At 65.4% G+C, this 15,102-nt stretch carries 15 protein-coding genes; 7 read left to right on the forward strand and 8 right to left on the reverse strand.

The features are described 5' to 3' along the window. Positions 1 to 127 precede the first annotated feature (127 nt). Positions 128 to 550: a nucleoside-diphosphate kinase gene (gene ndk / locus A3840_RS00540; protein ID WP_067450394.1), complete on the reverse strand. Its 423-nt coding sequence runs from the start codon at positions 548 to 550 to the stop codon at positions 128 to 130. Between the two features lie 256 nt (positions 551 to 806). Beyond that, the gene (locus A3840_RS00545) at positions 807 to 1,184 is read right to left on the reverse strand and encodes a hypothetical protein (protein WP_067450234.1); all 378 of its coding nucleotides are present in this window, start codon (positions 1,182 to 1,184) and stop codon (positions 807 to 809) included. Between the two features lie 184 nt (positions 1,185 to 1,368). On the opposite strand from A3840_RS00545, the gene A3840_RS00550 reads away from it, so the two are divergent. After that, positions 1,369 to 3,234 (forward strand): ABC-F family ATP-binding cassette domain-containing protein, encoded by a 1,866-nt coding sequence (locus A3840_RS00550; protein ID WP_067450237.1) that lies wholly within the window; start codon positions 1,369 to 1,371, stop codon positions 3,232 to 3,234. A gap of 407 nt (positions 3,235 to 3,641) precedes the next feature. Next, on the forward strand, positions 3,642 to 4,451 hold the full coding sequence (locus A3840_RS00555; protein WP_067450240.1) for a DUF4344 domain-containing metallopeptidase: 810 nt from the start codon (positions 3,642 to 3,644) through the stop codon (positions 4,449 to 4,451). On the opposite strand, the gene A3840_RS00560 is transcribed toward A3840_RS00555, so the two are convergent. Next, the gene (locus A3840_RS00560; RefSeq protein WP_067450243.1) at positions 4,448 to 5,065 is read right to left on the reverse strand and encodes a YitT family protein; all 618 of its coding nucleotides are present in this window, start codon (positions 5,063 to 5,065) and stop codon (positions 4,448 to 4,450) included. The genes A3840_RS00555 and A3840_RS00560 overlap by 4 nt on opposite strands. Beyond that, the gene (locus A3840_RS00565; RefSeq protein ID WP_067450246.1) at positions 5,062 to 5,505 is read right to left on the reverse strand and encodes a DNA polymerase III subunit chi; all 444 of its coding nucleotides are present in this window, start codon (positions 5,503 to 5,505) and stop codon (positions 5,062 to 5,064) included. The genes A3840_RS00560 and A3840_RS00565 overlap by 4 nt, the downstream gene beginning before the upstream one ends. 150 nt (positions 5,506 to 5,655) lie before the next feature. Here A3840_RS00565 and A3840_RS00570 point away from each other — a divergent pair, with 150 nt between their 5' ends. The 5 genes from A3840_RS00570 to rsmA all read left to right on the forward strand — a co-directional run bounded on the left by A3840_RS00570 (position 5,656) and on the right by rsmA (position 10,883). Continuing rightward, complete coding sequence (locus tag A3840_RS00570; protein WP_067450249.1) at positions 5,656 to 6,726, forward strand: LptF/LptG family permease; 1,071 nt, start codon at positions 5,656 to 5,658, stop codon at positions 6,724 to 6,726. Then, positions 6,723 to 7,796, forward strand: a complete 1,074-nt coding sequence (locus A3840_RS00575; protein WP_082903535.1) for an LptF/LptG family permease — start codon at positions 6,723 to 6,725, stop codon at positions 7,794 to 7,796. Before A3840_RS00570 ends, A3840_RS00575 begins: the two co-directional genes overlap by 4 nt. Before the next feature lie 271 nt (positions 7,797 to 8,067). After that, entirely contained in the window at positions 8,068 to 8,958 is an 891-nt protein-coding gene (locus A3840_RS00580; protein WP_067450254.1) for a peptidylprolyl isomerase, read from the forward strand. Between the two features lie 84 nt (positions 8,959 to 9,042). After that, positions 9,043 to 10,044, forward strand: a complete 1,002-nt coding sequence (gene pdxA / locus A3840_RS00585) for a 4-hydroxythreonine-4-phosphate dehydrogenase PdxA (RefSeq protein WP_067450257.1) — start codon at positions 9,043 to 9,045, stop codon at positions 10,042 to 10,044. Continuing rightward, positions 10,041 to 10,883, forward strand: coding sequence for a 16S rRNA (adenine(1518)-N(6)/adenine(1519)-N(6))-dimethyltransferase RsmA (rsmA, locus tag A3840_RS00590; protein WP_067450260.1), 843 nt, complete (start codon positions 10,041 to 10,043; stop codon positions 10,881 to 10,883). Before pdxA ends, rsmA begins: the two co-directional genes overlap by 4 nt. A gap of 128 nt (positions 10,884 to 11,011) precedes the next feature. Here the strand turns inward: rsmA and A3840_RS00595 are convergent, their stop codons facing one another. From A3840_RS00595 to mltG, 4 genes are all read right to left on the reverse strand, one after another. Further along, on the reverse strand, positions 11,012 to 12,238 hold the full coding sequence (locus A3840_RS00595) for an MFS transporter (RefSeq protein ID WP_067450264.1): 1,227 nt from the start codon (positions 12,236 to 12,238) through the stop codon (positions 11,012 to 11,014). Between the two features lie 123 nt (positions 12,239 to 12,361). Next, positions 12,362 to 13,000 carry a guanylate kinase gene (gene gmk / locus A3840_RS00600; protein ID WP_067450267.1) on the reverse strand — a complete coding sequence of 213 codons (639 nt, stop codon included), beginning with the start codon at positions 12,998 to 13,000 and terminating at the stop codon, positions 12,362 to 12,364. A gap of 9 nt (positions 13,001 to 13,009) precedes the next feature. Continuing rightward, entirely contained in the window at positions 13,010 to 13,828 is an 819-nt protein-coding gene (locus tag A3840_RS00605) for a YicC/YloC family endoribonuclease (protein WP_082903540.1), read from the reverse strand. 17 nt (positions 13,829 to 13,845) lie between these two features. Next, positions 13,846 to 14,961, reverse strand: coding sequence for an endolytic transglycosylase MltG (gene mltG, locus A3840_RS00610; RefSeq protein ID WP_067450273.1), 1,116 nt, complete (start codon positions 14,959 to 14,961; stop codon positions 13,846 to 13,848). Between the last annotated feature and the right edge of the window lie 141 nt (positions 14,962 to 15,102).

Consider the following 15,102-nt stretch of genomic DNA (forward strand, 5'->3'; position numbering starts at 1 on the left):
GCGAAGCGCCGGATGAGGGGATGGCCGTAACGGCTGGGAGGAATCCCCCTCACCCGTCTCGGCCTTTGGCCGATCCACCCTCTCCCCGAGGGGGAGAGGAATAGAAAGAGCCGCCCCTTGTCAGAGGTTAGCCGACCAATTCGTCGTCGGAGAAGAAGAACTTGATTTCCTGGGCGGCGGTTTCCGGCGCGTCGGAGCCGTGGACCGAGTTTTCGCCGACGGAGAGGGCGAAGAGCTTGCGGATGGTGCCTTCGGCGGCGTTTTCCGGGTTGGTGGCGCCCATGATCTCACGGTTCTTGAGGATGGCGCCTTCGCCTTCCAGGACCTGGACCACGACGGGCGAGGCAATCATCTGCTCGACCAGTTCGCCGAAGAAGGGGCGTTCCTTGTGGACCGCGTAGAAGCCTTCGGCCTGTTCGCGGGTCATGTGGATCTTCTTCAGCGCGATCGGGCGCAGGCCGTTCTCTTCGAACTTGGCGATGATCTGGCCGATCAGGTTGCGGCGGACGGCATCGGGCTTGATGATGGAGAAGGTACGTTCGATCGCCATGGCGGTCATGTCCTGCATTAGCTTGGAAAAGGTGGGGCCTTTTAGCGGGAGCCTGTGTCGGGCGCAAGACGGGGTGTTTGGTATTGGGCGCCGGTGTGTGGGAGCACCCCCTCCTAGCTCCGCTAGGCGTTCGGCCAAGCTGCGCTACCTCCCCCATCGAGGGGGAGGTGAAGTCCGGTGTTTGCCGTGGCGGTGTGCCAGCCACGATGGCGCATCCTCCCCCTAGCGGAGAGGTGAAGTCCGGCGTTTGCCGTGATCAGTCCTTGTCGACTTCGGTGGTGTCGACGGCCATGACCTGGCCGTCGGGGGCGAGCAAGGTCACTTCGACGCGGGTAACTTCGGGGCCGGCGGGGATGGCTTCCTTGATCTCGTGTTCGACCAATTGCATGGTGCAGACTTCGGCGGTGCTGGCGATCTGCAGGGTCACTGCGAGCGTGCCGTCGGTGACGTCGCCGAGCTGAGCTTCGCCGACTTCCTCGCAGGCGCCGCCGTCATATTCGAATTCGATCAGCACCTGGCGGGAATTGAGGCGGTCGGCATCGAGATCGTCGAGCTTGACGCGGTCCTGGGCCATGGCGGGGAATGCGAGGGCGGCGCTGGCCAGGGCGACGATGGCAATACGATTGGCGATCATTGAAAACCTCTTTTGCTGGCGATGAACATCCGCCCGATCCGCATGGATAGAGACAAATCGGGCGACAGAGTGACGTGCGGTTGCCTTATCGGTGCAGAGAAACTAATTCAGCGGCAAGGAATTTCTTGCGTCCCCTGCCCCTCTGCGCGCGCGGGGTCGACGCGCAGCGGATAGACGAATTGCCATGCTGAGCATCAATAACCTGACCTATCGCATCCAGGGCCGCGTGCTGCTGGAAGACACCTCGCTGGTGCTGCCCGACGGGGTGAAGGCCGGCTTCGTGGGCAAGAACGGCACGGGCAAGACCACCCTGTTTCATCTGATCCAGGGCCATATCGGCGCGGATTCGGGCTCCATCGACGTCAATAGAAAGGCGCGGATCGGCGCGGTGGCGCAGGAAGCGCCGGCCGGCGAGGAAAGCGTTCTGGACGTGGTGCTGGCCGCCGACAAGGAGCGCACGGCGCTGATGGCGGAGGCCGAGACGGCGACCGATCCGGACCGGATCGGCGAAATCTACACGCGGCTGGCCGATATCGACGCGCATACGGCCGAAGCGCGGGCATCGTCGATCCTCAAGGGCCTCGGCTTCGAGCAGGACAAGCAGAATGCGCCCACGCGGGAACTCTCCGGCGGCTGGCGCATGCGCGTGGCCCTGGCGGCGGTGTTGTTCAGCCAGCCCGACCTGCTGCTGCTGGACGAGCCGACGAACTATCTCGACCTCGAAGGAACGCTGTGGCTGGAAAAATACTTGGCCACCTATCCCTATACGGTCTTTCTCATCAGCCACGATCGCGACCTGCTCAACAAGGCGGTCAATTCCATCGTGCATCTCGAGCATCGCAAATTGACCTTCTACAAGGGCAATTACGACACGTTCGAGACGACGCGCCGGATGCAGATGGAGCTCAACAACAAGAGCCGCGAAAAGACGCTGGAGCAGATCGCGCATCTGCAGAAATTCGTCGACCGCTTCAAGGCCAAGGCGACCAAGGCCAAGCAGGCGCAGGCGCGCGTGAAGATGATCGAAAAGCTCAAGCCGCCCGAGGCGATGTTCGACGAGCATGCGGCGCCGTTCCAGTTCCAGCAGCCCAAGGTGGAATTGCCGACGCCGATGATCACGCTGGACGGCGTCTCCACGGGCTATGGCGACAAGGTGATCCTGCGCAATATCACCCAGCGCATCGACCCCGATGCCCGCATCGCGCTGATCGGCGTCAACGGCAACGGCAAGTCAACCTTTGCCAAGCTCCTGGCGGGCGACATTCCGGTGATCGACGGCCATATGCGGATCCACAAGAAGCTCAATATCGCCCATTTCGCGCAGCACCAGATGGACAAGCTCAAGCCCGAGCAGACGCCGCTGGAGCATGTGGCCGAGCTGATGCCGCTGGACAACGAGGCCAGGCGCCGGAGCCGGCTGGCGCAGATGGGCCTGACCACGAGCCGCATGGACACCAAGGCGAAAAACCTTTCGGGTGGCGAGCGGGCGCGGCTGCTGATGGGGCTGATCACCTTTTCGGGGCCATCGATGATGATCCTCGACGAGCCGACCAACCATCTGGATATCGATAGCCGCGATGCGCTGGTCTATGCGCTCAACGATTACCAGGGCGCGGTGCTGATCATTTCGCACGACCGGCACCTGATCGAGGCGACCTGCGACACGCTGTGGATCGCCGAGGGCGGGACGATCCGCGAGCTGGACGAGGACCTCGACAGCTACCAGCGCAACATCACCTCCAACAAGGACGGCAAGGGCGGCGGGGGAACCGGCGCGCGCAAGGCCAGCAAGCAGGAGGCGGCGGCGCGGCGGGCGGAACTGGCCCCGCTCAAGAAATCCATCAGCGATGCCGAAAACAAGATCGGCAGGCTCAAGACCGAGATCGACAAGATCGAGGCGCAACTGGCCGATCCTGCGGTCTATAACGGGGCGCCGGACCGGCTGATCGCGCTGGGCAAGGACAAGGCGCGGTTCAGCAGCGACCTCGAAGCCATCGAGGAAAAATGGCTGGAGCTGAGCGCGGAGCTGGAAGAGGCGGAGCGGGTTTAGGGGGCGTTTTGCGTTTGGGGGTGCGGGGCCAGCGCCCCGCGGCTCCGTCACCACCGGGCTTGTCCCGGTGGTCTATGCGATGCAACGGCAAGACTGGATTGCCGGGACAAGCCCGGCAATGACGATGGGGATGAGGATAAGGATGAGGGTGGGGGTTCAGGCCTATCAGCAATCCCCACAAGCATGTGAGCATGCTGCACCTTCAGAACCCCCACCCCGGCCCTCCCCTCAAGGGGGAGGGAGAGAAAGAGCCGAACGTGCACAACGAGCGGAAGCGTTCAACGTGAACACTTCCGCGAAGGGGGATGGCGCCCGGACCTTCCACATGTTCACCAAGCCGGCGCGAGGGCGTTGACTTGGCGGCGGTCTTGACCTTTGCTGGCCCGGTGACTGGCTTGAGGGATGTAATGCGACGGCTGTTTTTCTTTATGATCGTCGCCCTTTCGGGCCTTGTCGCCAGCCCCGCGCAGGCCGATCCGCTGGCCGGGATGAGCAAGGCGCAGCGCGCCGAGACGCTGCGTTTCGCGGTCAATAACAGCCTGTTCACGCTCTATCACGAGGTGGGGCACCTGCTCATCGACAAGCTGAAGCTGCCGCTTCTGGGGCGGGAAGAGGACGCGGCGGACAATATCGCCACCTGGATCCTGTTGCAGAAGGGCACGCCCGAGGCCAACCAGGCGCTGGAAGACGCGGCCAAGGGCTGGAAAATGTCGGGCGAGCTCTACGGCGACCGCTATGACGACGCCGATTTCGCCGCCGGCTATACGCCGGACCGGCATCGCTCGATGCAGATCGTCTGCCTGATGGTGGGCGCGGATGGCTCGGCCTTCCGGCCGGTGGCCAATTCCTTCTCCATGCAGGCCGAGCGCCAGCGGAGCTGCCATTTCGACTACGAGGTGGTCGACCGCTCCATCAGCGCGCTGCTGGACGGCCAGGGGCCGGGCACCAAGGTCGTCGTGGACTACCAGGCTTCGGGCGGGCGGCTGCGCCAGGCCGAGCGCGTGCTGCGCCAGAGCGGCATTTTCGACGCCGTGGCCGACGAGGTGCGTCGGGGTTATCGCATGGAAGGGCGAGTGAAATTCACCGCGCAGCGCTGCGGCGAGCCCAATGCCTTCTACGATACCGAAACGACCGAAGTGATCTTCTGCTACGAATTGGTGCAGGATTTTCTCGACATGTATGCCGCCGAGATCGGCGGCCCCGGCCGGCGCTATTAGCTGAAGCCGACATAGCGGCCGGGCCGGTGATTGAGCGCGATGATCATGTTGAGCACCAGCGCGCCGGCCACCGAATAGAGCACCCGGTCGAAGGGCAGGATGAAGAAGGCCGCGACCAGGATCACCGCATCGACGCCGAGCTGGAAATAGCCGGCGCGGATGTTGAAATTGTCCTGGAGATAGAGCGCCAGGATATTGATGCCGCCGACGCTGGCCTTGTGGCGGAACAGCGAGAGAATGCCCAGGCCCATGAGCCCGCCCCCGACCAGGGCGGCGAACAGCGGATCGATGCGCTCGATGCCGATCCAGCCCGGCACCTGGCCGGTAAACAGGGAGACCAGCGCCACCGAAGCCATGGTCTTGAGGGCGAAGGGCCAGCCCATGCGCAGCAGAGCCAGCGCGTAGAAGGGCAGATTGATGGCGAAGAACAGCCAGCCGAAGGGAATGCCGGTGACATATTGCAACAGCAGCGCCAGGCCGGCCGTGCTGCCGGTGGTCAATTGCGCCTCGGCATAGAAGGCGATGCCGAGCGATACCAGCATGGTGCCGATGAGAATGGCGAAGATGTCCTCGTACCAGCGGTGATGGCTGGGCGAGGACAGGTCGGGGGTCATGCCCGTTTCACCCAGCGGCCCGATTCCTGCTGCCAATAGGTGACCGCGTTGCCCTCGCGCAACGCCTTCCAGGCGAGGCGCGCCTCGGCGACGGCATCGGGATCGTGGCCAGAAAAGAGATAGACGAGGCGCTGATAGCCATCGCCGGACTGCGGCACGGCGCGATCCACGAAGAAGCGCACCGAGGCGCCGTTCGGATTGTCCGGCTCGGTGGTCAGCACGATGGGCTGGAGCGCATCGGCCTCGTCCCCGGCCAGGCCATGGGGCAGGAAACTGTCGTCGCGAAAGGTCCAGAGATGGCTGTCCAGCGCCTCGGCGCGTTCGCGCGAGCCCACCTCGATGACGGCGCGCCAGCCGCGCTCCAGCGTCTTTTCCAGCAGGAGCGGAATGACGGCCTCCAGCGGCTGGGATTCGAGGTGGTAGAAAAGGACTTCGGCCATGGCCGGAGCTTAGCGTTTCGCGCGGTGTTTCGGCTAGGGCATTTTGCGGCCACGAGGGGTGGACCTGCGAACGGGGATGGGTCAATCGACCATTGTTTCGCCACGCGAACTACCGCAAGGTGCCGCCGGCCGGACCTCGAACGGATATCGATGAAGAAACTCACCGCCTATTTGACGCGCCTGTTCGCGACCGACTCGCTGGTCCTGTTCGGGATCGTCTGCGTGCTGCTGTGGCTGGTGAACTGCCTGCGCTCGTTCGAGGTGGTGTCGGTGAAGGGTCAGGGCTTCGGGACGCTGGCCCTGCAGGCGCTCTATACGATGCCGCCGCTGGCGCTGTCGTTCTTCTATATCTGCGTGGGCATCGGCATGGTGCGGGCGCTGACGGCGTTGCAGAACAGCCACGAATTGCACATCATCCATACGAGCCGCGGCCTGCCCGGCCTGTGGCACGCGACCATGGCCACGATCGGCGCGGCGTGCGTGGCGGCGCTGCTGCTGTCCCATGTCGCCGAGCCCTGGGCCAACCGGCAGCTCAACGTGCTGTCCTCGGCCATCGCGGCGGACCTGGTCAGCTCGACGCTCAAGCCCAATCGCTTCACCCAGGCGACGCCGGGCGTGGTGATGCTGATCGGCGGGCGCGAGGATGGCGGGGCAATCACCGAATTCTTCGCCGACGACCGCCGCGACCCGGAAACGCGCCGCACTTATATTGCCAAATCGGCGCGGGTGATGGCGCTGGGCGATGAATATATCCTCGAGCTGCATGACGGGGTGATGCAATATCTGGGCGATGACGGGCGCTATTCGGAAATCCGCTTCGCGCGCTACGACATCAATGTGGAAAGCCTGAGCCAGCCGGCAGCCTGGGCCGATCCGCTGCTGGAACGGAACAGCTTCCAGATGGTCGCCGAGGCCCTGGCAACCGGGGAATGGCCGCCGGCCATAGTGGGCCACCTGCTCAACCGGTCGGTGGAGGCGCTGCGGGTGATCGGGCTCTGCCTGTTCGTGCTGGCTATTGCCGGGTTCCCGAGCGGGCGGCGGGCCCGCATCCGCATCCCGCTCGAAGCGGTGGTGATGCTGGTGGCGTTCATCGAGCGCGGCATCGGCTCCTATAGTCCGCTGGGCACCGGCACGGGCGCCGTGCTGCTGATCGCGATCTCGACGGCGATCCTGGCCGTTCGCCTCTGGCCGCGCCGGACGCGGATGGAGGCCCCGGCATGATGAACCGCATCGACCGGCTGGTGCTGGCGCGGCTGGGCAGCCGCATCCTGGTGACCGTTCTCATCTTCTACGGCCTGATCGCGCTGGTGGAATCGCTGGATACCTGGCGCTTCAACCATGTGAGCGAGCAGAAGGGCGTGCCCATGGCCATCCTGATGGTGGCGATGAGCGCGGTGCGCTGGACGATCAAGACCCTGCCGGTGACGGTGCTGCTGGGGGGCATCCTGGGCCTGATCGACCTCAAGGCGCGGCACGAGCTGACCGTGATCAAGGCCAGCGGCATCTCGATCTGGCGGGTGCTGCGGGCGCCCGTGGCGGCGCTGGTGCTGGTGAGCTTCGTCATCGCGCTGGGCGCGGAAACCATCAGCACCCAGATCAACCGCGAACTCAGCCCCACCCCGCCCGGACAGGCCGCTCAATTGACGCCGACGGGCGAAATCTGGCTGGAGCAGCGCAGCGGCGACACCCATTACGTGCTGATGGCCCGCGGCATGACGCCAGGCGGATCGACGCTGACCAATGTGACGCTGTTCCATCTCGGCGCCAGCGACGTGCCCAGGATGGAGGCGGAAGAGGCCAGGCTCGACAACGGCTTCTGGCACATGAAGGTGGCGCTGGCGCGCACCGCCGATGCCCCGCCCTACCGGGTCTATGACGTGCGGGTGCCCACCATGTCCTCGGCGGCGGAAATCAGCCTGCAAACGGCCTCGACGGAGGACCTGACCTTTTTCGAACTGGCGGCGCTGCTGGAGCGCGGCGTGGCCGACCCCAGCATAAGGGCGGCCACCAGCATGCGGCTGGTCAAATTGCTGGCGCTGCCGCTGGTGCTGGCGGGCTCGCTGCTCATCGCCTTCGCCTTCACCGCCGGCTATAGCCGCAATACGCAATACGGCCCGGCGGTGCTTTACGGCATGGTGCTCGGCTTCATCGTCTTCGTGATCACCGAAATGGCAGATCGGGGGGGATCGACCGGGGTGCTGGACCCGGTCTTCGCCGCCATCGGCCCGGCCATTGTCGCAATCGTGATCGGGCTGACCGTGCTGCTGTACAAGGAGGATGGGTGGGCTTAGGGGGCGTGACATTCTGATTTAATACCCACCCTCCCGAAGACCTCATGGTGAGCCTGTCGAACCACGAGGTCGAGCACGCCGGACCTTCAGTGCCACGACCTCGCCCTTCGACAGGCTCAGGATGAGGTCTACTGGATTTCTTCAGCCAGCGAGCTTCACGCAATCTTGGGGTGACGCCCCCTCTATTCGGATTTTGGCCGTATTCGTCGCCCAATTGACAGCAAGGACCGGACGCCGCATTGAAGGCGTTGCGAAACGAGCGGACCCGACCATGACATTTGCAGATTTCCGGCGTGCGACTGCCGCCCTGTTCATTGCCCTGACTGTGGCCCTGGGTGCGGCGCTGCCGGCACAGGCGGCGACCGTGGTGACGGTCAATGGCGAGCCGATCAGCGACATGCAGGTCGCCCAGCGCGTGCGGCTGTTCCAGATGGAAGGCAATAATTCCGGCCGCAACGGCGCGCTGGAACAATTGATCACCGAAGCCATCCAGCTTCAGGAAGCCAAGCGGCTGGGCATTACCGTGTCCAATGCGCAGGTGGATTCGGCCTTCCTGCAGATCGCCCGCAACCTCAATGTCAGCCGGGACCGGCTGCAGGAGATCTTGCAGCAGGGCGGCGTTGGCGCCGAAACCCTGCAGGCGCGGCTGCGCGCCGCCATCGCCTGGAACGCGGTGGCCGAGCAGGCGGTGATGCCGCAGGTGCAAATCTCGGAGCTCGAGCTGGACCAGCAGGCGGCCCAGCAGGTCGCCGATTACCAGAATTTCGACTATATCCTCAAGGAAGTGACCTTTATCGGCGGCGGTGGCCGCTCGGGCCAGGCCAATAGCTATCGCGCCAATTTCGCCGGCTGCGACAGCGCCGTGCCCCTGTCGCTGACCTTCACCGATGTCGCGGTGGTGGATGTCGGCCGCCGGCACGCCACGCAATTGCCCGATGCGATTGCCCGCGAACTGGCCGGGCTCAATGTGGGCGGCATCACCAAGCCGCGCGCGGTGGAAAGCGGGCTTTCCATGCTCGCCGTCTGCGAGAAGGTGCAGGCGCAGGACCTGACCTTCGTGAAAGGTGGGCTGCGCGAGGAAGCCGGGGCCGGTGCCTATGAGCGCGAAGCCAAGGCCTATCTCGACCGGCTGCGCGCCAACGCCAAGATCATCCGGAACTGAGGCGGCGCGGAAGGAAGAGCTTCCGCTTCATCATAAGAAAAATCGCAGCCGCATATCCTGCGGCTGCTGCTTTTTGGGGGCAGCATGACCACGCCGCTGGCGGTGACGATGGGGGAACCGGCCGGGATCGGACCCGACCTGCTGCTGGCGCTCTATGCGCAGCGGCGGGAGCGCAACCTGCCCGCATTCGTCGTGTTCGGACATGCCGGCCTCCTGCGAGACCGCGCCCGGCGGCTGGGCCTCGACATCACGGTGGCCGAGGCCGGCGCGGCGGCGGCCACGGAACTCTTCGACGCGGCCCTGCCGGTCGTGCCCCTTGCCGGGACGGTCGCCGACCGGCCGGGCGAATTGCAGGCCGAGGCCGCGCCGGTGGTGATCGAGGCGATCGTTCAGGCCGTCGCCGCCACCCTGGAAGGGCAATGCCGGGGTGTCGTGACCGCGCCGATCCACAAAAGCGCGCTTTATCATGCCGGGTTCCGGCATCCAGGGCATACCGAATTCCTGGCCGAACTCTGCTCCGTGGACGGCAAGGCGGCATTGCCGGTGATGATGCTGGCGCATGAGGATCTGCGCACCGTGCCGCTGACCATCCATGTGCCGCTGAAAGATGTGCCGGCGCTGGTGACACAGGCGCTGATCGTGGAGACGCTGGGTGTGATGGCGCATGACCTGCGGACGCGGTTCGGGATCGCGGCGCCCCGCATCGCAGTGGCCGGGCTCAACCCGCATGCGGGAGAGGACGGGGCCATCGGACGGGAGGAAATCGAGGTGATCGGGCCGGCGCTGGCCGCGGCGCGGGCCGAGGGCATCGACGCGGTGGGCCCCCTGCCCGGCGACACGCTGTTCTATCCGCCGCATTGGCGGCAATATGATGCGGTGCTGGCCATGTATCACGACCAGGCGCTGGTCCCGATCAAGACCGTGGCCTTCGATGCGGGGGTGAACGTGACACTGGGCCTGCCCATCGTGCGGACATCGCCGGACCATGGCACGGCCCTGGGCCTGGCGGGCACGGGCAAGGCCTCGGCCGCCAGCTTCGCCGCCGCCATCGCCATGGCCGACCGCATGACGAGGGCTGGGGCATGAGCCAGATCGACAAGCTGCCACCGCTGCGCGAGGTCATCGCCCAGCATGGCCTGCGCGCCAAGAAGGAATTGGGGCAGAATTTCCTGCTCGATCTCAACCTGACGGCGCGGATCGCCCGGGTGGGCGGATCGCTGGAAGGCGTGCGCATCATCGAGGTGGGCCCCGGCCCGGGCGGGCTGACGCGGGCGCTGCTGGCCGAAGGCGCGAAAGAGGTGATCGCCATCGAGCGCGATGCGCGGGCGCTGCCGGCGCTGGCGGAGATCGCCGATGCCTATCCGGGGCGGCTGACGGTGATCGGCGGCGACGCCATGGAGATGGATTACCGCATGCTGGCCGACGGGCCGACGCGGATCGTCGCCAACCTGCCCTATAATATCGGCACGCAATTGCTGACCGGCTGGCTGACCATGGAGCCCTGGCCGCCGTTCTTCGAAAGCCTGACGCTGATGTTCCAGCGGGAAGTGGCCGAGCGGATCGTGGCGCGGCCGGGGGACGATGCCTATGGGCGGCTGGGCGTGCTGGCGGGCTGGCGCAGCACGGCGCGGATCGCGTTCAATGTCGGCAGGCAGGCTTTCGTGCCGCCGCCCAATGTCACCTCGGCCGTGGTGCATATCGTGCCCAAGCCGGTGGAAGAGGGCCTGCCGGTGAAACTGGTGGAGCAGGTGACCAAGGCCGCCTTCGGGCAGCGGCGCAAGATGGTGCGCCAATCGCTGAAATCGCTGGGCGTGCCCATGGAAGGCTTGCTGGCGGCGGCGGGACTGAAGGGCGACGAGCGGGCGGAGGACCTGCCGATAGAAGCGTTCCTGGCCATGGCGCGGGCATTGCCGGGGTTAAGGTAAAGGCTGGAAAGTGCGGCGCCATCGCCCCCTCTTCCCTCAGGGGAGAGGGCTGGGGTGAGGGGTGAAAGCCTAGCGGGTAGGCCGCAGACCTGGACCCCTCATCCGGCGCTGCGCGCCACCTTCTCCCCTCAGGGGAGAAGGGAAGGCGGCGGCGCTTTGTCGGGCACCGACAATGGCGGCACGAATACCAGCCTGATCGCCACCAGTAGCGCCAGGAGCCCTGCCCCGCCGCTGACCAGCAGGACGCCGGGCCAGGCCCAGGCGGCCCAGGCATAGCCGCCCATAGTCCCCAGTATGGAGGCGCCCAGATAATAGGCCACGAGATAGATGGCGGAGGCCTGGGCCTTGCCGATGGTGGCGCGGCGGGTGACCCAGGCGCTGGCAATGCCGTGGGCGGCGAAGAAGCCCATGGTGGCGATGGCCAGGCCCATGATGATGAAGGGGGTCGAGGGGATCGCGGTGACGGCGATGCCGGCGCATTGCACTGCCACCAGCGCCCAGAACACCTTGCGGCGGCCGAGGCGCTGGGACAGGCCGCCGGCCCAGGTGGAGCTGGCGCTGCCCAGCATATAGACGAGAAAGATGGCGGCGATGGCCGAATGGCTGAGCGCGAAGGGCGGCAGGGCCAGGCGGAAGCCGGCATAATTGTAGAGCGTGACGAAGCCCCCCATCAGCAGGAAGGCGCTGGCGAAGAGCCAGGGCAAGGCGGCATCGTCGAAACTGGCGCGGCAGCGGCGCCAGAGTTCGGGCAGGCGGATGGGATCGCGCAGGGAATGGCGCGGCTGCGGCAGCAGCAGCGCGACGGCCAGGGCCGCGAGCAGGATGAGCCCGGCGAGAATGCCGGTGCCGATGCGCCAGCCCAGGAGATCGGAGAGGACGCCGGAAATGACGCGGCCGGCCATGCCGCCAAGGGCGGTGCCGCCGATATAGAGGCCCATGGAAAAGCCGAGGGCCTCGGGGTCCATTTCCTCGGACAGATAGACCATGGCGACGGCGGGAATGCCGGCCAGGGTGACGCCCATGAGCGTGCGCAGGGTGATCAATTGCCACCAAACCTGGGTAAACGGCAGCAAGATACCGAGCGCGGCACTGATCAGCAGGGCGCCGACGATGAGGCGGCGGCGGCCGAGGCGATCGGCGAGCATGCTGGCGGGAATGAGCGCCATGGCCATGGTGGCGGTGGTGGCCGAGAGGGCCAGAGAGGCGGTGCCGGCATCGCGCACCCAATATTCGGCGAACATGGGCAGCAGGGGCTGCACCGAATAGAGCGAGGCGAAGACGGAAAAGGCGGCGAGGAAGAAGGCGATATTGGCCCGGATGAAATCGGGGGTGCCGCGGCGGATGGCGGGGACCATTTCTACCACCGCGTCATTCCCGCGAAAGCGGGACCCTCCGTTTCCCGCCGGCCCCAAACAGAGGTTCCCGCTTTCGCGGGGATGACCCTGTGGGTGGGAAGCGGGTGGTCCATCCTCATCTTTTCAAAGAGAATCGATCTGGCTCTGCAAGTCTTTGACGAAGCTTGGCAAATTCACCTGGCGCTCGCGTTTGAGGCGGGCCGAGGCGAGGATGGAACGGACCCGCCCCACCGAATTTTCCAAATCCTCATTGACGAGGACGTAGTCGTATTCGGCGAAGTGCTCCATCTCGACGCGGGCATTCTTGAGGCGCTTTTCGATGGTGCCAACCGAGTCCTGGGCGCGGCGTTCGAGACGGGCGCGCAATTCCTTGATCGAGGGCGGCAGGATGAAGACCGTGACCATGTCGGCACGGGCCTTTTCATAGAGCTGCAAAGTGCCCTGGTAGTCGATGTCGAAGAGGATGTCGTTGCCGGCGGCGAGCTGTTCTTCGACCTGGGCGCGGGGCGTGCCGTAGAAATTGCCGTGCACCTCCGCCGATTCCAGCAATTCCCCATCGCGGCGCATGCGCTCGAAGGTGGGCACGTCGATGAAGTGATAATGCTTGCCGTCGACCTCGTCGGTGCGGCGGGCCCGGGTGGTGACCGAGACGGAGAGCCTGATATTGGGATCAGCCCCGAACAGCGAGCGCGATATGGAGGATTTGCCGGCACCCGACGGAGAGGCAATCACCAGCATGACGCCGCGGCGCTGAAATTCCATTTCGCAACTCTATTCGATGTTCTGAACCTGCTCGCGTAGTTGATCGATCGCCGCCTTGAGGTCAAGACCGATGGCGGTCAGCTCCACCGCGTTTGCCTTGGAACAGAGCGTATTGGCCTCGCGGTTGAATTCCTGGGCGAGGAAATCGAGGCGCCGCCCTACCGGGCCGCCCTCCCCGATCAGCTTGCGGGCAGCGGCGACATGGGCGCGCAGGCGGTCGAGCTCTTCCTGGATATCGGCCTTGGTGGCCAGGATGAGCGCTTCCTGGGCGATGCGGTCCTGCGGGAGGGTGATGTCGGCGGCCAACAGGGCCAATTGCTCGCGCAGCCGGGCCTCGACATGCTCGCGGGAGCGGGCGGGATGGGCCTCGGCGCGGCCGACCAGTTCGGCAATGATATCGAGATGGCCGCTCAGCACGGTGGCGATTTCGGCGCCTTCCTCCCGGCGCGCCGCGGCCAATTTCTCCACCGCCTCGGCCGCGCAATCCAGCAACAGGCGGGAGAGTTCGTCCTCGTCCGCGTCCCCTGCCCCATCATCGAGTTCCAGCACGCCGGGCAGAGCCAGGATGCCATCGAGCCGGGCGGGCCCGGCCACGATGCGGCTGTCGAGGTCCTCGATGACGGCAAGCACCGTTTCGAGGGCCTGCTTGTTGACGCGGACGGCGCCAGTGCCGGCCTGGCGGTCGATGCTGGCCGTGAGATTGACGGAGCCCCGGCTCAAGGTCTTGCCCAGCAATTGCCGCAACGCGATCTCGGCCGCGTCGAGACCGGGCGCGAGGCGCAGGCGCATGGCACCGCTTTGCCGCTCGGCGCGGGCAAAGCCGGTCATGCTGGAGAGCGCGGCCGTCACTGCTGGACTTCGCCGGCCTCTTCGGCCTCCTCCGCTTCCAGAGCCTGGCGGGCCGCTTCCGCCTCCGCCTCGGCCTGTGCCGCCGCTTCCGCCGCTATGGCCCGATAGGCGGCCACGTTGCGCTGATGTTCGGCATAGGTCTCGGCAAAGACGTGGCCCTCCCTGGGCGTGGCGCCCTTGGCGACGAAATAGAGATAATTGTGCTCATCCGGATGGGCGACGGCGCGCAGGGCGTCGATCCCCGGATTGGCGATGGGCGTCGGGGGCAGGCCATCGATCTGATAGGTGTTGTACGCCGTGCGCTCCTCGATCTCGGAGCGGCGGATGCCGCGATCAAGCGTCGATTGGCCCAGGGTGATGCCGTAGATGATGGTGGGGTCCGATTGCAGGCGCATGCCGGTGCGCAGGCGATTGACGAAGACGGCGGCCACCTGCGGGCGCTCGGAGGCCACGCCGGTTTCCTTTTCAACCACCGAGGCCAGGATCAGCAATTCGGCGGGCGAGGCCAGCGGCAGATCAGGCTGGCGGGTTTCCCAGACTTCGGCGAGCGCCTGGGTCATGGCGAGCTGCATCTTGTCCAGCACCGATTGGCGGGTATCGCCAGGGGTGTAGTCATAGCTGCCGGGCAGGATGGACCCTTCGGGCGGCAATTGGCCGATCGCGCCGGTCAACCGGTCGTCGGCATTGATGCGCTGAATGGCCTGCCAGACGGTCCAGCCCTCGGGAATGACCACGGCATAGCGCAGCGGATTGCCCTCGGTCAGTTCCTTGTAAATCTCGGCCATGCTGGCGCCGGCGGGAATGCGGAAATCGCCGGCCTTGATGACGGTGTTCTGTTCGACGCGGGTGCCGAACTGGCTGAAAATCAGCGCATTGGAAATCAGCCCCTGCTCTTCCAGGCGCGTGGCGGTGCTGGAGAGCGAAGACCCCGATTCGACCCGGAAGACGCGCTCTTCGCCGAGCGGGCCTTCGCCGTAATATTGCGATGCGACAAAGATGAAGCCGCCCGCCACCACGACAAGGCCAATCACCAGCAGGGTAAGAAGGCCATTGAGAATATCGACAAGGGCATTGCCGGAACGGCGGCGGCGACGTTTTCTGCGGTCGTTCATCGGTTCAGCTTCACTCGCAATAGGCCGCTTTCGGATAGAGACGGCCGTTTTTGATGATATTTTGCGCCAAACTGTGGCGAAGCGCCGACAAAGACAAGGGGCACATGGCGGTTAAGCGCATGTGCCCCCATCAAATTCGTT

The sequence above is a fragment of the Devosia elaeis genome, assembly GCF_001650025.1.
In the GTDB taxonomy this organism is placed as follows: Bacteria; Pseudomonadota; Alphaproteobacteria; order Rhizobiales; family Devosiaceae; genus Devosia; species Devosia elaeis.

Coding starts and splice junctions, on each gene's coding strand:
- ndk (WP_067450394.1), bottom strand. CDS start 550: ATGGCGATCGAACGTACCTTCTCCATCATCAAGCCCGATGCCGTCCGC.
- A3840_RS00545 (WP_067450234.1), bottom strand. CDS start 1,184: ATGATCGCCAATCGTATTGCCATCGTCGCCCTGGCCAGCGCCGCCCTC.
- A3840_RS00550 (WP_067450237.1), top strand. CDS start 1,369: ATGCTGAGCATCAATAACCTGACCTATCGCATCCAGGGCCGCGTGCTG.
- A3840_RS00555 (WP_067450240.1), top strand. CDS start 3,642: ATGCGACGGCTGTTTTTCTTTATGATCGTCGCCCTTTCGGGCCTTGTC.
- A3840_RS00560 (WP_067450243.1), bottom strand. CDS start 5,065: ATGACCCCCGACCTGTCCTCGCCCAGCCATCACCGCTGGTACGAGGAC.
- A3840_RS00565 (WP_067450246.1), bottom strand. CDS start 5,505: ATGGCCGAAGTCCTTTTCTACCACCTCGAATCCCAGCCGCTGGAGGCC.
- A3840_RS00570 (WP_067450249.1), top strand. CDS start 5,656: ATGAAGAAACTCACCGCCTATTTGACGCGCCTGTTCGCGACCGACTCG.
- A3840_RS00575 (WP_082903535.1), top strand. CDS start 6,723: ATGATGAACCGCATCGACCGGCTGGTGCTGGCGCGGCTGGGCAGCCGC.
- A3840_RS00580 (WP_067450254.1), top strand. CDS start 8,068: ATGACATTTGCAGATTTCCGGCGTGCGACTGCCGCCCTGTTCATTGCC.
- pdxA (WP_067450257.1), top strand. CDS start 9,043: ATGACCACGCCGCTGGCGGTGACGATGGGGGAACCGGCCGGGATCGGA.
- rsmA (WP_067450260.1), top strand. CDS start 10,041: ATGAGCCAGATCGACAAGCTGCCACCGCTGCGCGAGGTCATCGCCCAG.
- A3840_RS00595 (WP_067450264.1), bottom strand. CDS start 12,238: ATGGTCCCCGCCATCCGCCGCGGCACCCCCGATTTCATCCGGGCCAAT.
- gmk (WP_067450267.1), bottom strand. CDS start 13,000: ATGGAATTTCAGCGCCGCGGCGTCATGCTGGTGATTGCCTCTCCGTCG.
- A3840_RS00605 (WP_082903540.1), bottom strand. CDS start 13,828: ATGACCGGCTTTGCCCGCGCCGAGCGGCAAAGCGGTGCCATGCGCCTG.
- mltG (WP_067450273.1), bottom strand. CDS start 14,961: ATGAACGACCGCAGAAAACGTCGCCGCCGCCGTTCCGGCAATGCCCTT.